Genomic DNA, 15,988 nt, shown 5'->3' with positions numbered 1-15,988 from the left:
TTTTGCCCGCGGCCTCTCCACGTCGTCCCGGCGACAGCCGGGACCCATAACCACGAAACGTAACTTTAGGCGGCATCGTGGCCCCAGCGTCCCGCAGCAACAAGCAGCCGGGGTAATGGGTCCTGGCGTTGGCCAGGACGACGCTGATTGCTGGTGTCACACGCTCACCTGCTGTCAGGATGACGTCGGTGCCTGCGGGACGATCAAACTACGATGCTCAGCCGCTTCGCGGCCCGCGTGATCCCCGTGTACAGCCACCGCGCCCGCGAGTCCTGGAAGGCAAAGCTCTCGTCGAACAGCACGACGTCGTCCCATTGCGAGCCCTGCGACTTGTGCACGGTCAGCACATAGCCGTAGTCGAACTCGTCGTAGGGCTTGCGCTGCTCCCACGGCACGCCCTCGACGCCGCCGTCGAAGCATTCGCCGCGCACCGAGACCTTGGTGACCTTGTAGCCGAAATCCTCGTCCGGCATCACGCGCATGGTGATGATCCTGGATTTCGACTGCGCGCGCGCCTTGACGCGCCACAGGCCGCCGTTGAACAGGCCCTTCTTGCGGTTGTTGCGCAGGCAGACCAGCTTGTCGCCGGCAACCGGCAGCGGATCCTCGATGTTCTGCCGCTGCCGCACCCGCATGTTGTAGGCGCGGCGGGTGTTGTTGCGGCCGACCAGCACCTGGTCGGCGCTCATCACGCGGTCCGGATCGAGCTCCTTGCGCGACACCACCTCGCTCTCGCCATGGCGGCCGATCTCGAGTTCGCGACCCTCGCGGATATCCATCGACATCCGCACGATCGGATCGTCCTGCGCCTGGCGGTGCACCTCGGTCAGCATCGCGTCGGGCTCGGCGTCGGTGAAGAAGCCGCCGCCCTGGATCGGCGGCAATTGCGCGGGATCGCCGAGCACCAGCAGCGGGCAGTCGAACGACATCAAATCGCGGCCGAGCTCGGCATCGACCATCGAGCATTCGTCGATCACGATCAGCTTGGCCTTCGATGCCGGCGCATCGTCCCAGAGCTCGAAGCTCGGCTGCTCGACGCCGGACTCGCGGGCGCGGTAGATCAGGGAATGGATCGTGGAGGCGCTGTCGCAGCCCTTGTTGCGCATGACGAGCGCCGCCTTGCCGGTGAAGGCCGCGAACTTCACCTCGCCGTCGACGCCTTCGGCGATGTGGCGGGCGAGCGTGGTCTTGCCGGTTCCGGCATAGCCGAACAGGCGGAACACCGGCGGCGTGCCGTTCTGGCCGGGCTTGGCTTTCAGCCAGTCGGCGACGGCTTTCAGCGCAGTGTCCTGATGCGGCGTGAAGGTGGTCATGGGCTTTCGGAAGCGTGAGCGCGCGACCGATAGCGCCGCGACTCAGGCCAGCACAAGCTAAACATTCATGCGTTCCGATCAAGCCGTCTCCCGCTGCGCGGAATTGAGGTTTCGCCCCCGAGGCTAGACTTGATCCGGAGCGCCACTAGACTGCCCCAAAACAACAAGCGGTCGAGACCACGACAAGTGGTCGAGCAAGCGACCTTGGGAGTGACTCCATGAAATTCGGCATCTTTTACGAGCTGCAACTGCCGCGCCCCTGGAACGACGGCGACGAACTCAGGCTCTACCAGAACGCGCTGACGCAATTGGAAACCGCCGACCGGCTGGCTTACGACTACGCCTGGGTCGTGGAGCACCACTTCCTCGAGGAATATTCGCACTCGCCGGCGCCGGAATCCTTCCTCGCCGCCGCGAGCCAGCGCACCAAGAACATCCGGCTCGGCCACGGCATCTTCCAGCTCACCACCAATCATCCCGCCCGCGTCGCCGAGCGGGTCGCGGTGCTCGATCTCTTGAGCAACGGCCGCTGCGAGTTCGGCATGGGCGAGAGCGCCTCGATCACCGAGCTGACGCCGTTCGGCCGCGACATGGAGACCAAGCGCGAGGTGTTCGAGGAAGCCGTGCAGGCGATCTTCCCGATGTTCAGCAAGGTCGGCACCGAGCATCACGGCAAATATTTCGACATCCCGCTGCGCAATGTCGTGCCGAAGCCGGTGCAGAAGCCGCATCCGCCGCTCTGGATGGCATGCTCGCAATTGCCGACCATCGAACGCGCCGGGCAGAACGGGTTCGGCGCGCTCGGCTTTCAGTTCGTCAGCGCCGAGGCGGCGCATGCCTGGGTGCACGCCTATTACAACGCGATCACCAAGCGGCTGAAGAAGCTCGCCGACTACGAGATCAATCCCAACATGGCGCTGGTCTCGTTCTTCATGTGCGCGAAGACGGACGAGGAGGCGCGCAAGCGCGCCGACGGCGCAACCTTCTTCCAGTTCGCGCTGCGCTATTACGGCCAGGCGCAGAACCGGCAGCGGCCGGCGCCGGGCACCGTCAACATGTGGGACGAGTACAACAAGTGGAAGCGCGACAATCCCGAGGCGCAGGAGGCCGCGCTGCGCGGCGGCCTGATCGGCTCGCCCGAGACCTTGCGCAAGAAGCTGCGGCGCTTCCGCTCGTCGCATATCGATCAGGTGATCCTGCTCAACCAGGCCGGCAAGAACACGCATGAACACATCTGCGAGTCGCTCGAGCTGTTCGCGAAAGAGGTGATGCCGGAGTTCCAGCACGATCCCGAGCACGAAGCCTGGAAGAAGGGCGTGCTCGACGGCTCGATCCAGCTCGAGGAGATCGACACCCAGGCGTTCACCGACCGCTATGGTAAACTCGCGGTCAATGTCGGCTCGAAGGCGGCAGCTGCGGGCTGATCGATTGCTGGAGCACCGGCTCTGATAATCAGAGCCGATGTTCCAGCTTCTTGTTGGACGCGTTTTCTTCACGCGAGCGGGTGCCCACTTCGCTCGAAAACGCTTCTGTACAGCGACCTCGCGTTTCCGTGAGGAAAATAATTCGCTACACGCGATCCGCGCCTTAAAAGAAACGGCACGCGCGATGCCAGCACCGAAGTGCTGGCATCGCTATTTTTGTGCGGTGCTCGACAGCTTCATTCGCGCGCCCCATCATCCTGACATCGCATGATCGTGCAGCGCGATAGCGCGCTTGATCGTCAGGAGAGTCTTGGAATGAAGCGTCGTGAGTTCCTCCGGCTGTCGCTCGTCACGGCCGCCACTGCTGCGATGTCACGCGGCGCGCAGGCGCAGGCGGACGCGAAGGATATTCGTATCGGCTACCAGAAGAACGGCGTGCTCGTCATCACGCGGCAGCGCGAGGCCTTGGAAAATCATTTCAAGCCGCAGGGCATCAGCGTGAAATGGGTCGAGTTCTCCTCGGGCCCCCCGATGATGGAAGCGATGAATGTCGGCAGCGTCGATTACGGCGCGGTCGGCGATTCCCCGCCGATCTTCGCGCAGGCCGCCGGCGCGGCCATCGTCTATGCCGCGGCTCAGCCCATCATCAACGGCTCCGGCATTCTGGTGCCGCAGAATTCGGCCATCGCCACCATCGCCGATCTCAAAGGCAAGCGCGTCGGCTTCACCAAGGGATCGAGCGCGCATAACGTCGTGATCCAGACCCTGGAGAAGGCCGGGCTCACCTATGACGACATCACGCCGGTCTATCTGACGCCGCCCGACGCCGGGCCGGCCTTTGCCAATGGCGGCATCGATGCCTGGGCGATCTGGGATCCGTATTTCGCGATCGCCGAGACCAAGCAGAACGGCCGCATTCTGGTCAAGACGCGCGACATCACCAAGACCAACTCGTTCTACATCGCCAACCGCGACTTCGCCCGCAATCGCGGCGCGATCCTGCAGCAGATCGTCGATGTCACGACGTCGAGCGCGGCATGGGCGCAGGCGCATCCTGATGAGGTCGCCAAGTCGCTGGCCGCCGTCACCGGCGTGCCGCTCGATATCCAGACCATCGCGGCGAAGCGGGCGGGCTTCTCGGTCGGACCCGTGACCGACGACATCATCGCGACCCAGCAGGGCGTCGCCGACCGCTTCTTCAAGCTCGGCCTGATCCCGAAGCAGATCGCGATCCGCGACATCGTCTGGCGCAATCCCCAGACCTGATCGGCGCACGTTTGGTCATTTCAATGCAGAGGATAGTTCCATGACGCGTTTATTTCGACGCTGGATCGCTCGCGCGGTGCTGTCGCTCAGCATCGTCGCCGCAACCGTCAGCGCCTCCTACGGCCAGGAGAAGGTGGTCCGCATCGGTTACCAGAAATACGGCAAGCTGGTGCTGCTCAAGAGCAAGGGCTCGCTCGAGGAAAAGCTGAAGGCGGTCGGCACCAAGGTGGTGTGGACCGAGTTTCCGTCGGGGCCGCCGCTGCTCGAGGCGCTCAATGTTGGCGCGATCGATTTCGGCAACACCGGCGAGGCGCCGCCGATCTTCGCGCAGGCCGCCGGCGCGCCGATCCAGTATGTCGCCTATGAGCCGCCGGCGCCGAAGGGCGAGGCGATCCTGGTGCCGAAGGACAGCGCGATCAAATCGGTCGCTGACCTGAAGGGCAAGAAGGTCGCGCTGAACAAGGGCTCCAATGTCCACTATCTGCTGGTGAAGGCGCTGGAGAAGGCCGGCGTCAAATATTCCGAGATCGAGCCGGTGTTCCTGGCGCCGGCCGATGCGCGCGCGGCGTTCGAGCGCGGCGCGGTCGATGCCTGGGTGATCTGGGATCCGTTCCAGGCCGCGGCGGAGGCGGCGACCGGCGCCCGCACCGTCGCAGACGGCACCGGCATCGTCGCGAACTATCAGTTCTACTTCGCCTCGAAGAAATTCCTGCAGGCCGATCCGAAGATCGTCGAGCTCGTGCTGGTGCAGCTGAGCGAGGTCGATGACTGGGCCAAGGGCGATATCCACGCCGTTGCCGAGCAGCTGGCGCCGAGCATCGGCCTGTCGGTGCCGGTGGTCGAGGTCGCGCTGAAGCGGCAGGCCTACGGCATCAAGCCGGTCACCGATGCCGTGGTCGCGGATCAGCAACAGGTCGCCGACGCGTTCTACGCGCTCGGCCTGATCCCGAAACAAATCAAGATTTCCGACGTCGCATGGAGACCGGGCACGTGAGCACCCCAACCAACGCCAACATCCTCTGGTTCCTGCCGACCCACGGCGACAGCCGCTATCTCGGCACGTCGATCGGCGGCCGCGAGGTGAACTTCAATTATCTGCGCCAGATCGCGCAGGCCGCGGATCAGCTCGGCTATTACGGCGTGCTGCTGCCGACCGGGCGGAGCTGCGAGGATTCCTGGGTGGTGGCGTCGGCCGTTGCGCCCTGGACCGAACGCCTGCGCTACCTCGTGGCGGTGAGGCCCGGCCTGCAGTCGCCGAGCGTCGCCGCACGCATGACAGCGACGCTGGACCGGCTGTCGAACGGCCGCCTGCTGATCAACGTCGTCACCGGCGGCGATCCGATCGAGAACAAGGGCGACGGCATTTTCCTCGATCATGACGAGCGCTACGCGGTGACCCGCGAGTTCCTCAACGTCTACAGCGATCTCCTGGCGGGCAAGACCGTCAATGTCGAGGGCAAGCACATCCGGATCGAGGACGGCCGCCTGCTGTTCAATCCGGTGCAGTCGCCGCGGCCGCCGCTGTATTTCGGCGGCTCCTCGGATGCCGGCATCGACGTCGCGGTCGACGCCGTCGACAAATATCTGACCTGGGGCGAGCCGGCGGCGCAAGTCGCCGAGAAGATCGCCAAGGTGAAGGCGGTGGCGGCGCAGCGCGGCCGCAAGCTCTCGTTCGGCATCCGCCTGCATGTGATCGTGCGCGAGACCAATGCGGAGGCGTGGCGCGCCGCCGACGAGCTGATCCAATACGTCACCGACGACACGGTGGCCGCCGCGCAGAAGATCTTCGCGCGGATGGATTCGGTCGGCCAGCAGCGCATGGCGCAGCTGCATGGCGGCCGCCGCGACAAGCTCGAGATCAGCCCGAACCTGTGGGCCGGCGTCGGCCTGGTGCGCGGCGGGGCCGGCACCGCGCTGGTCGGCGATCCCGAGACCGTCGCCGCGCGGATCAAGGAGTACCAGGACATCGGCGTCGATACCTTCATCATGTCGGGCTATCCGCATCTCGAGGAAGCCTATCGCTTCGCCGAATTGGTGTTCCCGCTGTTGTCGCTGGCGCAGGGCGGCAACGTGACGCCGATCCGCGTCAACACCGGGCCGTTCGGTGAGACCATCGGCAACGACTACCGTCCGCAGAAGCAGGCATCGCAATCATGAGCTTGATCGATTCACTCCCACGCCGCAAAGCGTTTTCGAGCGAAGTGGATGCCGGTTCGCGTGAAGAAAACGCGTCAAAACAAAAATCTGCAGCTCCGTTCCGATCCCATCGGAACGGAAGCAGCTCCAGCGCGCCGAAACTTCCGAAGGTCGACGGGCTGATCCCCTGGGTCGTGCCGCTCGCGATCGTGCTGGTGTGGCAGCTCGCCTGCGTCACCGGCTACGTGCCCTCGCGGGTGTTGCCGGCGCCGACTGACGTCGCGGTGGCGGGATGGAAGCTGCTATTGTCCGGCGAACTGGTCCGCAACATCTGGGTCAGCTTCTGGCGCGCCTCGATCGGCTTTTTGATCGGCGGCGGCATCGGCTTCGCCTTCGGTCTCGCCAACGGGCTGTCGCAGCTGTCGGCAAAACTCACCGACACCACCTTGCAGATGGTGCGCAACATTCCGCACCTGGCGCTGATCCCGCTCGTCATCCTGTGGTTCGGCATCGACGAATCGGCAAAGCTGTTCCTGGTCGCGCTCGGCGTGTTCTTCCCGATCTATCTCAACACGCTGCACGGCATCCGCACCGTCGATCCGCAGTTGATCGAGATGGGCCGCATCTACGGCATGACCGACGGTGAGCTGTTCCGCCGGGTGATCTTCCCCGGCGCGCTGCCCTCGATCTTCGTCGGCCTGCGCTTCGCGCTCGGCATCATGTGGCTGACCCTGATCGTCGCCGAGACCATCGCGGCCTCGTCGGGCCTCGGCTACATGGCGATGCAGGCGCGCGAGTTCATGCTGATCGACGTCGTCGTGCTTTCGATCCTGATCTACGCCTTGCTCGGCAAGCTCGCCGACAGCGCCTCGCGGGCGCTGGAGCGGCTGACCCTGTCGTGGCACCCCGCCTTCCAGAAGAAGTGAGAATGAGAATGCAAGAAGCGCTTCGTTTCGAAACCGCTGAAGCCGAGCCGGTCGACCGCACCGAGATCGTCGCGAAGGCGCGGCAGTTGCGGCGCGTGCCGGAAGGCGCGGCCCGCGGCCTGTCGCTGACCATCCGCGGCCTGCGCAAGGCGTTCGGCGACAACGAGGTGCTGCGCGGCATCGACCTGCACGTCCCGGCCGGCCAGTTCGTCGCGATCGTGGGCCGCAGCGGCTGCGGCAAGAGCACGCTGCTGCGTCTGATCGCCGGCCTCGACGCGCCGACGGCGGGCAGCATCGCCTTCGGCGAACAGCCGAGGGCACAGGACGTCCGCGTCATGTTCCAGGAACCGCGGCTGCTGCCCTGGGCGCGCGTGCTGTCCAATGTCGAGGTCGGGCTGGGGCGCGAGCGCTCGTCTGCTGATGCGCAGGCGCGCGCCGAGCGCGCGCTGGTCGAGGTTGGGCTCGGCGACAAGCGCACCCAGTGGCCGTCGGTGCTCTCGGGCGGGCAGAAGCAGCGCGTGGCGCTGGCGCGGGCGCTGGTCAGCCAGCCGCGCGTGCTGGCATTCGACGAACCGCTCGGCGCACTCGACGCGCTGACCCGGATCTCGATGCAGCAATTGCTGGAGCGGGTCTGGCGCGACCAGGGCTTTACCGCGATCCTGGTGACGCACGACGTCGCCGAGGCGGTCGCGCTCGCCGACCGCGTGCTGGTCATCGAGGACGGCCGCATCGCCGAGGATGTCGCGGTCGACCTGCCGCGGCCGCGCCGGCGCGGGTCGGCCGAACTCGCCGCGCTGGAGGGCGAGATTCTGAAGCATCTGCTCGAAGGCAGCGAAGACAGTCTGTGAGGTCGCCATGAATTCCGTCGTCCGCAATGTTTCGATCGAGCCCGCGGTTGCGGCCGCCGAATTCCGCGGCGCGATGCGTCACCTCACCGGCGGCGTCAGCGTGATCACGGCCGGTCGGGCTAAGGATATCTCGGGAATGACGGTGACCTCGGTGTCGTCGCTCTCGGTCGAGCCGCCGTCCTTGATCGTCAGCATCAACCGCGCGGCCTCGTCATGGCCGCTGATCGCGCGCCATGGCGTGTTCGGCGTCAACATCCTGGCCGCGGACCAGCGCGACATCGCCGAGCGCTTCACCGGCAAGGGCGGCCTGAAGGGCGCGGACCGTTTCACCGGAGCCGAGTGGACGACGCGCGCGTCGGGCGTCTCGCTGCTGGTCGGCGCGCTCGCCGCGGTTGATTGCGAGGTCGAGGAGACCATCGAACGGCATTCGCACGTCATCGTCATCGGCCGCGTGCTCGACGTGATTGCCTCCGAGCGAACCGCCGCGCTGGCGTCTTGGCACGGCGAGTATGTCGCGATCGACCATGAGGAAGATGCCGCACGGCTGGCTGAGGTCAGCCTGCCGTCGCGTCATGTTCATGTGCGAGGGCCGCGCTAGCGCGCCGTGCTTACGTGCTTATCCGGATCGGACTTTAGAAAACTGCGCTCAGCGATGCCGGGCTGTCGATGATCACATTGCTGCCGCGGACGCCAGCCCATACAGCCTGGACGGTCTGAGCTGCATTGGCCAGCGGAATGCCAACGACGAGCGTGGTCGGGATGCGGCCAAAGCTCGACGGGGTCTCGTTATAGGTGAAGCTTGCGACGACCGGCGAGACCGTGCCATTGACGGTGACGCCGAACACCCCGCCCGGAATATCGTTGCCCGTGGCGTAGGGATTCGGAACGTTAAGGGTGATGATCGCGGTGGTGCCGACGCCCTCCGGAATCGTCAGGCTGAGGCCTTGCATCGGCGTTAAAGTCGCGGAGGTCGTGGACAGGGTGCCGCTGGTCTGCGCATAAAGAGCCATATCACTCTCCAGTTGTCTAAGAATGTAAACGCAATAGGAGATTGAATAAGGCAACCTGCCGCAAGATTCAAGGGATGAACGGCGCCGAGGCCGGCGCGGCTTGTTGGCCGTGGCGCTTTCCCAATCGGCGCATTAAATGGCGCGGATGTTTCGGAGAGGTGACCGTTTGATGAAGCGCGTGGGAACCTGGCTGTTCTACATCGTCGGTGCGATCGCCGTCGCCTATCTCGCGCTCTATGCCTATGTGACGTTCACGGGCCGCGACATCACGCCCGGCGATCCGATCCGGATCTTCCGCAAGCCTGACGCGCCCAGCTATTCGTGAAGCGAGGCAAGCGGCGGGACTTATCCCGCCGTTTCCCGTGCTCAACCCGCGTTCGCCATGCGCTGATAGTCGGGCGCGCCATTGCCGGCCGGCGTGATCGGGATGCCGCCGTCGGCATATTCGTTCAGCTTGTTGCGCAGTGTGCGGATCGAGATGCCGAGGATGTTGGCGGCATGGGTGCGGTTGCCGAGGCAGTGCTTCAGCGTTTCCAGGATCAGGTCGCGCTCGACATCGGCGACGGTGCGGCCGACCAGCGCGCGGGTGACCTGCTCGGCGGCCAGCGTGGCGTGCGCGACCGCGGGCGCGGTCCTGGCAAGGTCGAGGCGGTCGCCATCGGGGGTCAGGATCGCCTCAGCGCCGATCTCGTCGCCCTGCGCCATCAGGACCGAGCGATGAATGGTGTTCTCGAGCTCGCGGACGTTGCCCTGCCAGCGGTTCGCGGTCAGGATGCGGCGGGCATCAGTCGAGATCGGACGCACCGGCATGCCGTTGGCCTCGGCATATTTCCTGGCGAAATGCTGCGCCAGCTCGAGGATGTCGGCCGGGCGGTCGCGCAGAGGCGGAATCTTCAGGTTGACGACGTTGAGGCGGAACAGCAGGTCCTCGCGGAAGGTGCCTTCGCGCACCGCCTCCGAGAGGTTGCGGTTCGAGGTCGCGATGATGCGGATGTCGACCGGGACCGGCTTGGTGCCGCCGACGCGGTCGATCACGCGCTCCTGGATCGCGCGCAGCAGCTTGGACTGCAGCCGAACGTCCATCTCGGAGATTTCGTCGAGCAGCAGCGTGCCGCCGGTCGCTTCCTCGAACTTGCCGATGCGGCGCGCGACCGCGCCGGTGAAGGCGCCCTTCTCATGGCCGAACAGCTCGGATTCAAGGAGGTGCTCGGGGATCGCGGCGCAGTTGATCGAGATGAACGGCCGCTTGGCGCGGGCCGAGCGGGAATGGACGTAGCGCGCCAGCACTTCCTTGCCGGTGCCGGACTCGCCGGTGATCATAACGGAGGCGTCCGAGCCCGCGATCTGCTGCGCCAGCTTGATCACCCGGCCCATCGCCTCGTCGCGGTAGATCAAATCGCGCGCGTCGTTGGCGACCGCGGCCAGCACGGCTGCGATCAGCTCGGGGTCGGGCGGCAGCGGGATGTATTCCTTGGCGCCGGCATGGATCGCGGCGACCGCGGCGCGGGCGTCGTTGGAGATGCCGCAGGCGACGATTGGCACGTGGATGTGCTCGGCTTCCAGCCGCATCACGAGGTCGCGGATGTCGAGGCCGACATCGACCAGCAGGAGGTCGGCTCCCTTGCCGCCGCGCAGCACGTTCATCGCCTGTTCGGCGGCCTCGGCGTGGGTCACCGAGGCGCCGTTGTCCATCGCGATCTTGGTCGCGGTCGTGAGCTGGCCCTTCAGGGTGCCAACGATGAGAAGCCGCATGATGATCTCCTGTTCGTCTGGTCGCGCAGGTCCCGCGCGTGACCGCCTGAGTTGTTAAGAGCGTTCTGCCTTGATGATTTCGGTCATGGTCACGCCGAGCTTGTCTTCCACCAGCACCACTTCGCCACGCGCCACCAGGCGGTTGTTGACGTAGATGTCGATCGCCTCGCCGACGCGGCGGTCGAGTTCGAGCACGGTGCCCGGTCCGAGCTTCAAGAGGTCGCCGACGTCCATCTTGGAGCGGCCGAGCACCGCCGAGACCTGCACCGGCACGTCGAACACGGCCTCGAGATCGGCCGCGATGCGCGCGGCGTGCTCATCCTCGTTGTAGCCGATGTCGTCGATGGTGGGCGCGTCGGCGGAATTGAGATCGGGAAGCGGGACTTGGGTGTCGGTGTCGGTCATGGTTCAGCCCTCAATCGTCTTCAGCCGGCCTGGCCGCGGGACGCCAGATAGCGCCCGACGAGTTCGTTGATCTTTGCTTCGGTCGCGGCGCGCTCCAGCACGACGCCGCCATCGGCCCATTCGATCCGGCAGTCGCCGGTCGCAATCGTCGGCTCGGCCAGGATCACCAGCCGGCCCTGAAAGCCGGAATGCGCCGCCATCCGCTCGATATTGTCATGCGCCGCCTCGTAGAGCGCGTCATTGATGCGGACCACGAGATGCGGCGTCGCCACCAGATGCGAGAAGCAGTCGGAGACCAGCGCGGTGATCTCGCCGAGCGGCTCCCGCGCGATCAGCTCGGAACAAAGCTTGCGGGCGACCGCCACCGCGACGTCCACGGCCTCGGTCTCCATCCGCGTCTCGATGCCGGCGAAGCGCGCCGCGATGCCCTTGATCGCGGTGCCGATCTCCTCCAGCGCCTGCGCGGCGCGGCGGTCGCTCTCGACCTTGGCCTCGCGCAGCGCGGCCTCGTAGCCGGCGCGATAGGCCCGTGCCTCGGCGTCGGCGACCTTCTGTGCGACTTCGGCCGGCGTCGGCGCGCGTTCGCGCGCGCGGTCTGGCGCCGAGAAATCCGTGTCGAACAGGAATTTTGCGGGCGCGGCCATCAATACACCAGCTCGTCGTCGGCGCGGTTCTTGGTCAGCGTGATCTCGCCGCGGGCGGCGAGATCCTTGGCGAGGTTGACCAGAAGGGCCTGCGCCTCGTCGACGTCGCGCAGCCGCACCGGGCCCATCGCGGCCATGTCGTCCATCAGCATCTTGCCGGCGCGCGAGGACATGTTGCCGAGGAAGAAGCTGCGCACCTCCTCGTTGGCGCTCTTCAGCGCGACGCCGAGCTTGTCCTTGTCGATGTTGCGCATCAGCGTCTGGGCCGAGGCGGTATCGAGCTTGATCAAATCGTCGAACGTGAACATCAGTGCCTTGATGCGCTCGGCGGATTCGCGGTTTTCCTCTTCCAGCGAGGTGATGAAGCGGGTCTCGGTCTGGCGGTCGAAATTGTTGAAGATCTCGGCCATCACCTCATGGGCGTCGCGGCGGCGGGTCTGCGACAGGTTCGACATGAACTCGGTGCGCAGCGTCTGCTCGACGCGCTCGATGACTTCCTTCTGCACCGCTTCCATCCGCAGCATGCGGCCGACCACGTCGAGCGCGATGTCCTCGGGCAGGATCGCGAGCACGCGCGCGGCGTGCTCCGGCTTCAGCTTCGACAGCACCACCGCGATGGTCTGCGGGTATTCGTTCTTGAGGTAGTTGGCGAGCACCTCTTCCTGCACGTTGGAGAGCTTCTCCCACATGTTGCGGCCGGCCGGACCGCGGATCTCGTCCATGATGCCGGAGACGCGCTCGGCCGGCAGGTATTGCTGCAGTAGCCGCTCGGTGGCGTCGAAATTGCCCATCAGCGCGCCGGAGGCCGACATCCGCGAGACGAATTCCAGCATCAGGTCCTCGACCACGTCGGCCTCGACGGTGCCGAGGGTCGACATGTGGACAGACAGCTCGCGGACTTCCTCGTCGTCGAGCATCGACCAGATCTTGCCGCCATACTGCTCGCCGAGCGCGAGCATCAGGATCGCCGCGCGCTTGGGGCCGGGCAGCGGCTTGCCCTTGGGCCGGGCGCTTTGCCGGTTTGCCAGCGTCGAGAGGACGGTGGCGATGTCGTTGGCGTTGGTGGTCTGGGGTACGGCGGCCATGTCAGTTCTCTACCGGCTCGCTCAGCCATTGACGGACGATGGAGACGGTTTCGTTCGGATTGCGTTCGGCGAGCTCGCCGACCCGGTGCACGGCCTGGGCGTGGACCTGGCCCTGGATCTGGGCGACGTCGATCAATTGCGCCGCGCCGCTGCCGCTCGGGATCAGCGCCTGACCCGGTGCTGCGGCGCTCTCGGCATGCGCTTCGGCCAGCGCTGGCATGCCCGCGCCGGTCAGCGCCGGAATGACGTCGGCCGCCACGATGCGCTTGACCAGCGGGCGGACCACCATGAACAGCACGACGAGGCCGAGCATCATCATGACGCCGAGCTCGATGACGTACATCACGTCATCCTTGGTGAATTGCAGCATGCCGAGCAGGCCGGTCGGCTCGGCGATCGGCTGCGCGGCGGGCGGCTCGGCGAAGCGCAGGTTGACGACCTCGACCTGGTCGCCGCGCTTCTGGTCGAAGCCGATCGCGGAGCGGACCAAAGCGGCGATGCGGTCGAGCTGCTCCTTGGTGCGGTCCTGATAGATCAGCTCGCCCTTTTCGTTCTTGGAGTAGCTGCCGTCGACCAGCACCGCGACCGAGATGCGGTTGACGCGGCCGGCCTCGGTCACCTCGGTCTTGGTGGTACGTGAAATCTCGTAATTGTTGGTCTCTTCGCTCTTCTTGCTCTGGTCGCGGGCGCGGGCGGCGTTGTCCTGGTTCTGGCTGCCCGGCAGCTCGTTGGCGACGGTGACCTGGCCGGAATTGTCGGCGGTGAGGCTACTTTCCTCGCGGGTCTGGGTCGAGCGCAGCACCCGTCCTTCGGGGTCGAACTTGTCCGAGGTCTGGGTGATCTTGTTGTAGTCGAAGTCGGCGGAGAGCTGGACGCGGGCGCGGCCGGCGCCGACCACCGACGAGACGATGTCCTCGACCTGCTTGCGCATCCGCTTCTCGAAGGCGGCGCGGCGCTCGTCGCCGACCGCGGCGTCGGCATCGGACTGGGCGCCGTCGGCGAGCAGCTGGCCTGCCTCGTCGACGATCGAGACCCGCTGCGGCTTCAGCCCGTTGACCGCGGAGGCGACGACGTGGCGGATCGCCCGGATCTGCTGCGGCTCCAGCGCGCCGCGCACCCTGAGCACGATCGAAGCGGAGGGCTCCGGCGTCTCGCGCGAGAACAGCGGCTTCTCCGGCAGTACGAGATGGACGCGCGCGGCCTGGACGCGGTCGATGGCACGGATGGTGCGGGCGAGCTCGCCCTCCAGCGCCCGCAGATGATTGATGTTCTGGACGAAGCTCGTGGTGCCCAGGGCATCCGACTTGTCGAAGATCTCGTAGCCGACGCCGCCGCCCTTGGGCATGCCGCCCTCGGCGAGCTTCATGCGGAGCCGGGTCACCTTGTCCTTCGGCACCATGATCGCGGCGCCGTCATTGCGCAGCTCGAACGGGATCGCCTGGCGCTCGAGCTCCTTGATGATTCCAGAGGAATCCTCGGTCGACAGGTCGGTGAAGAGCGTGGTCATCTGCGGCGTGGTGACGCGCATGATGACGAAGGCGAAGAAGCCGATCAGGGCCGCGGTGACTGCAATCATGGCCGCGAGGCGGGCCGCACCAAGACCTCTCAGGAAAGCAACCAGACTTTGCACCAACGGCCCCCAGGGATTCGGCCCGCGCGGGTCCGACTGGGCAAATATTGCCTAGGGTATGGTTTCCATATGGTTAACGACGGTTAAGGACCGCGGCAAAATCGCGGACATGAAAAAAACCGGCTTCGCAAGGCGAGGCCGGTTTTCGTCAAATGCCACAGGATCGGCGTCGAATTACTGCCGATATTGCTGGATGCGGGTGGTGCGCAGCCCGGCCAGACCATGCTGGTCGATCGAGAACTGCCAGGAAAGGAATTCATCGACGGTCAATGTGTAGCGGCTGCAGGCTTCCTCGAGGGAGAGCAGGCCGCCGCGGACCGCAGCGACGACTTCGGCCTTGCGGCGGATGACCCACCGCTTTGTACCGGGGGCCGGCAAATCCGCAATCGTTAACGGGCTGCCGTCAGGCCCGATGACGTATTTCACCCTCGGGCGATGGGGTTCTGTCATGGCGTACTCACAAACTCTCAACCACTGAACTCGCAAGGGGTAAGCTACGCCTCCCGGTTTAAAATTTGCCTAAGCCCAAGCGTTCAATACGAATCTCGTTGGAACGGCCGGGAACAGGGGGGCTGACCGCCGGCAGGCAGGCCGGCGCGCGGCACAATTCGCGGTTCGGCGCGCTCAAATCGTGGGGCGCAGGGGACCGCGCGCCAACGTCAGCAAGGCATCGGCGAGCGCCTCCGAGGCCTTGTCCGGTCGTCTTTTCTCGTAGATGGCGAATTCCAGATCGGGAAGCGGCGGCAGGCCGTCGCCAATTCCGAGAACGCGCAGGCCCGTGGTGACGGCGCTGAGCGGCAACGGAGTAATGGCAAGTCCCGCGACGGCGGCGGCGCGGACGCCGGTCAGGCTCGGGCTGGTATAGACGATCTCCCAGCCGAGCTCGCCGTCGCGCAGCGTGGAGAGCGCGGCATCGCGCGACACCGATCGTTCGCGATACAGCGCCAGCGGTAGCGGCGCGCCGGGAACGAGATCGAACGTTTCCGCCGCGGTCCACACCAGTGGTTCGCGCCACACCAGACGGCCTTTCGACGTTCCGAGCGGCCGCTTGGCGAACACCAGATCGAGCCGGCCCGCATCGAGCTGCTCGATCAGTTCGGCGCTGACACCGATCTGCACCTCGAGCTTGACGCCGCGATGCAGCGCGGCGAAGCGGCCGAGCGCCGACGGCAATGAGCCGCCCGCGACTTCCTCGACGACGCCAAGACGGACCGAGCCGGACAGCCGCGGCGCCACCAGCCGCTGCCGCGCCGCCTCCTCGAGCTGCAGCAAACGTCGCGCATCGCCGAGCAGCATCTCGCCTTCGTCGGTCAGCGCGACGCTGCGCGTCGTACGCCGGAACAGCGGCCGCCGGGTCTCGAGCTCGAGCCGCTTGATCTGCTGGCTGATGGTCGACTGGGTCAGATGCAATTGCTCGGCGGCGCGGTGGAAGCCGCCGCAATCGGCGACCGCAACGAAGGCCCGCAAAAGTTCGAGGTCGAGCATCGATTAATCCATATCTGTAATCAATCATATTATAGAATATCGTTTCTATTATCAATGCCGGCCG

Annotated in this window: 18 protein-coding genes; 9 read left to right on the top strand and 9 right to left on the bottom strand. The window is 65.7% G+C overall.

Going from position 1 to position 15,988, the window contains the following annotated elements:
• Nucleotides 1-203: 203 nt before the first annotated feature.
• Nucleotides 204-1,313: an ATP-dependent DNA helicase gene (locus ACVWY5_RS32255; protein ID WP_028333467.1), complete on the bottom strand. Its 1,110-nt coding sequence runs from the start codon at nt 1,311-1,313 to the stop codon at nt 204-206.
• Between the two features lie 218 nt (nt 1,314-1,531).
• On the opposite strand from ACVWY5_RS32255, the gene ACVWY5_RS32250 reads away from it, so the two are divergent.
• The 8 genes from ACVWY5_RS32250 (at nt 1,532) to ACVWY5_RS32215 (ending at nt 8,511) form a co-directional block, all read left to right on the top strand.
• Entirely contained in the window at nt 1,532-2,737 is a 1,206-nt protein-coding gene (locus ACVWY5_RS32250; RefSeq protein WP_028333466.1) for an LLM class flavin-dependent oxidoreductase, read from the top strand.
• Between the two features lie 37 nt (nt 2,738-2,774).
• Nucleotides 2,775-3,008 (top strand): hypothetical protein, encoded by a 234-nt coding sequence (locus ACVWY5_RS32245; RefSeq protein WP_321176946.1) that lies wholly within the window; start codon nt 2,775-2,777, stop codon nt 3,006-3,008.
• Between the two features lie 44 nt (nt 3,009-3,052).
• Nucleotides 3,053-4,003 (top strand): sulfonate ABC transporter substrate-binding protein, encoded by a 951-nt coding sequence (locus tag ACVWY5_RS32240; protein ID WP_028333465.1) that lies wholly within the window; start codon nt 3,053-3,055, stop codon nt 4,001-4,003.
• Nucleotides 4,004-4,043: 40 nt separating this feature from the next.
• Complete coding sequence (locus tag ACVWY5_RS32235; protein WP_028333464.1) at nt 4,044-4,997, top strand: sulfonate ABC transporter substrate-binding protein; 954 nt, start codon at nt 4,044-4,046, stop codon at nt 4,995-4,997.
• Entirely contained in the window at nt 4,979-6,160 is a 1,182-nt protein-coding gene (gene ssuD / locus ACVWY5_RS32230; RefSeq protein ID WP_038377340.1) for an FMNH2-dependent alkanesulfonate monooxygenase, read from the top strand. Before ACVWY5_RS32235 ends, ssuD begins: the two co-directional genes overlap by 19 nt.
• A gap of 158 nt (nt 6,161-6,318) precedes the next feature.
• A complete protein-coding gene (locus tag ACVWY5_RS32225) occupies nt 6,319-7,065 on the top strand; it encodes an ABC transporter permease subunit (RefSeq protein ID WP_050387602.1) in 747 nt (248 codons plus the stop codon).
• 8 nt (nt 7,066-7,073) lie between these two features.
• Complete coding sequence (locus tag ACVWY5_RS32220; RefSeq protein WP_028333462.1) at nt 7,074-7,913, top strand: ATP-binding cassette domain-containing protein; 840 nt, start codon at nt 7,074-7,076, stop codon at nt 7,911-7,913.
• Nucleotides 7,914-7,920: 7 nt separating this feature from the next.
• Nucleotides 7,921-8,511 (top strand): flavin reductase family protein, encoded by a 591-nt coding sequence (locus ACVWY5_RS32215; RefSeq protein WP_028333461.1) that lies wholly within the window; start codon nt 7,921-7,923, stop codon nt 8,509-8,511.
• A 34-nt stretch (nt 8,512-8,545) separates the two neighbouring features.
• Here the strand turns inward: ACVWY5_RS32215 and ACVWY5_RS32210 are convergent, their stop codons facing one another.
• A complete protein-coding gene (locus ACVWY5_RS32210) occupies nt 8,546-8,923 on the bottom strand; it encodes a hypothetical protein (protein ID WP_016844337.1) in 378 nt (125 codons plus the stop codon).
• A gap of 169 nt (nt 8,924-9,092) precedes the next feature.
• On the opposite strand from ACVWY5_RS32210, the gene ACVWY5_RS32205 reads away from it, so the two are divergent.
• On the top strand, nt 9,093-9,248 hold the full coding sequence (locus ACVWY5_RS32205) for a hypothetical protein (RefSeq protein ID WP_028333460.1): 156 nt from the start codon (nt 9,093-9,095) through the stop codon (nt 9,246-9,248).
• A 41-nt stretch (nt 9,249-9,289) separates the two neighbouring features.
• Here ACVWY5_RS32205 and flbD read toward each other — a convergent pair whose 3' ends face one another.
• The 7 genes from flbD to ACVWY5_RS32170 all read right to left on the bottom strand — a co-directional run bounded on the left by flbD (nt 9,290) and on the right by ACVWY5_RS32170 (nt 15,924).
• Nucleotides 9,290-10,675, bottom strand: a complete 1,386-nt coding sequence (gene flbD / locus ACVWY5_RS32200; RefSeq protein ID WP_028333459.1) for a sigma-54-dependent transcriptional regulator FlbD — start codon at nt 10,673-10,675, stop codon at nt 9,290-9,292.
• A 54-nt stretch (nt 10,676-10,729) separates the two neighbouring features.
• Nucleotides 10,730-11,080 carry a flagellar motor switch protein FliN gene (gene fliN / locus ACVWY5_RS32195; protein WP_028333458.1) on the bottom strand — a complete coding sequence of 117 codons (351 nt, stop codon included), beginning with the start codon at nt 11,078-11,080 and terminating at the stop codon, nt 10,730-10,732.
• A gap of 20 nt (nt 11,081-11,100) precedes the next feature.
• On the bottom strand, nt 11,101-11,724 hold the full coding sequence (locus tag ACVWY5_RS32190) for a FliH/SctL family protein (protein WP_028333457.1): 624 nt from the start codon (nt 11,722-11,724) through the stop codon (nt 11,101-11,103).
• Nucleotides 11,724-12,809: a flagellar motor switch protein FliG gene (gene fliG / locus ACVWY5_RS32185; RefSeq protein WP_018273552.1), complete on the bottom strand. Its 1,086-nt coding sequence runs from the start codon at nt 12,807-12,809 to the stop codon at nt 11,724-11,726. The genes ACVWY5_RS32190 and fliG overlap by 1 nt, the downstream gene beginning before the upstream one ends.
• A gap of 1 nt (nt 12,810) precedes the next feature.
• Nucleotides 12,811-14,439, bottom strand: a complete 1,629-nt coding sequence (gene fliF / locus ACVWY5_RS32180; RefSeq protein WP_028333456.1) for a flagellar basal-body MS-ring/collar protein FliF — start codon at nt 14,437-14,439, stop codon at nt 12,811-12,813.
• A 174-nt stretch (nt 14,440-14,613) separates the two neighbouring features.
• A complete protein-coding gene (gene sciP, locus ACVWY5_RS32175; RefSeq protein WP_002714638.1) occupies nt 14,614-14,889 on the bottom strand; it encodes a CtrA inhibitor SciP in 276 nt (91 codons plus the stop codon).
• A gap of 174 nt (nt 14,890-15,063) precedes the next feature.
• Nucleotides 15,064-15,924, bottom strand: coding sequence for a LysR substrate-binding domain-containing protein (locus ACVWY5_RS32170; RefSeq protein ID WP_028333455.1), 861 nt, complete (start codon nt 15,922-15,924; stop codon nt 15,064-15,066).
• Between the last annotated feature and the right edge of the window lie 64 nt (nt 15,925-15,988).

Source organism: Bradyrhizobium sp. USDA 3256 (assembly GCF_054058275.1).
Note: the sequence above shows the minus strand (reverse complement) of the source record. Positions and strands in the feature narration are given on the sequence as shown.

What these genes read in the sequence shown, in the direction of transcription:
- ACVWY5_RS32255 (WP_028333467.1), bottom strand. Translation starts at nt 1,313, where the DNA reads ATGACCACCTTCACGCCGCATCAGGACACTGCGCTGAAAGCCGTCGCC.
- ACVWY5_RS32250 (WP_028333466.1), top strand. Translation starts at nt 1,532, where the DNA reads ATGAAATTCGGCATCTTTTACGAGCTGCAACTGCCGCGCCCCTGGAAC.
- ACVWY5_RS32245 (WP_321176946.1), top strand. Translation starts at nt 2,775, where the DNA reads ATGTTCCAGCTTCTTGTTGGACGCGTTTTCTTCACGCGAGCGGGTGCC.
- ACVWY5_RS32240 (WP_028333465.1), top strand. Translation starts at nt 3,053, where the DNA reads ATGAAGCGTCGTGAGTTCCTCCGGCTGTCGCTCGTCACGGCCGCCACT.
- ACVWY5_RS32235 (WP_028333464.1), top strand. Translation starts at nt 4,044, where the DNA reads ATGACGCGTTTATTTCGACGCTGGATCGCTCGCGCGGTGCTGTCGCTC.
- ssuD (WP_038377340.1), top strand. Translation starts at nt 4,979, where the DNA reads ATGGAGACCGGGCACGTGAGCACCCCAACCAACGCCAACATCCTCTGG.
- ACVWY5_RS32220 (WP_028333462.1), top strand. Translation starts at nt 7,074, where the DNA reads ATGCAAGAAGCGCTTCGTTTCGAAACCGCTGAAGCCGAGCCGGTCGAC.
- ACVWY5_RS32215 (WP_028333461.1), top strand. Translation starts at nt 7,921, where the DNA reads ATGAATTCCGTCGTCCGCAATGTTTCGATCGAGCCCGCGGTTGCGGCC.
- ACVWY5_RS32210 (WP_016844337.1), bottom strand. Translation starts at nt 8,923, where the DNA reads ATGGCTCTTTATGCGCAGACCAGCGGCACCCTGTCCACGACCTCCGCG.
- ACVWY5_RS32205 (WP_028333460.1), top strand. Translation starts at nt 9,093, where the DNA reads ATGAAGCGCGTGGGAACCTGGCTGTTCTACATCGTCGGTGCGATCGCC.
- flbD (WP_028333459.1), bottom strand. Translation starts at nt 10,675, where the DNA reads ATGCGGCTTCTCATCGTTGGCACCCTGAAGGGCCAGCTCACGACCGCG.
- fliN (WP_028333458.1), bottom strand. Translation starts at nt 11,080, where the DNA reads ATGACCGACACCGACACCCAAGTCCCGCTTCCCGATCTCAATTCCGCC.
- ACVWY5_RS32190 (WP_028333457.1), bottom strand. Translation starts at nt 11,724, where the DNA reads ATGGCCGCGCCCGCAAAATTCCTGTTCGACACGGATTTCTCGGCGCCA.
- fliG (WP_018273552.1), bottom strand. Translation starts at nt 12,809, where the DNA reads ATGGCCGCCGTACCCCAGACCACCAACGCCAACGACATCGCCACCGTC.
- sciP (WP_002714638.1), bottom strand. Translation starts at nt 14,889, where the DNA reads ATGACAGAACCCCATCGCCCGAGGGTGAAATACGTCATCGGGCCTGAC.
- ACVWY5_RS32170 (WP_028333455.1), bottom strand. Translation starts at nt 15,924, where the DNA reads ATGCTCGACCTCGAACTTTTGCGGGCCTTCGTTGCGGTCGCCGATTGC.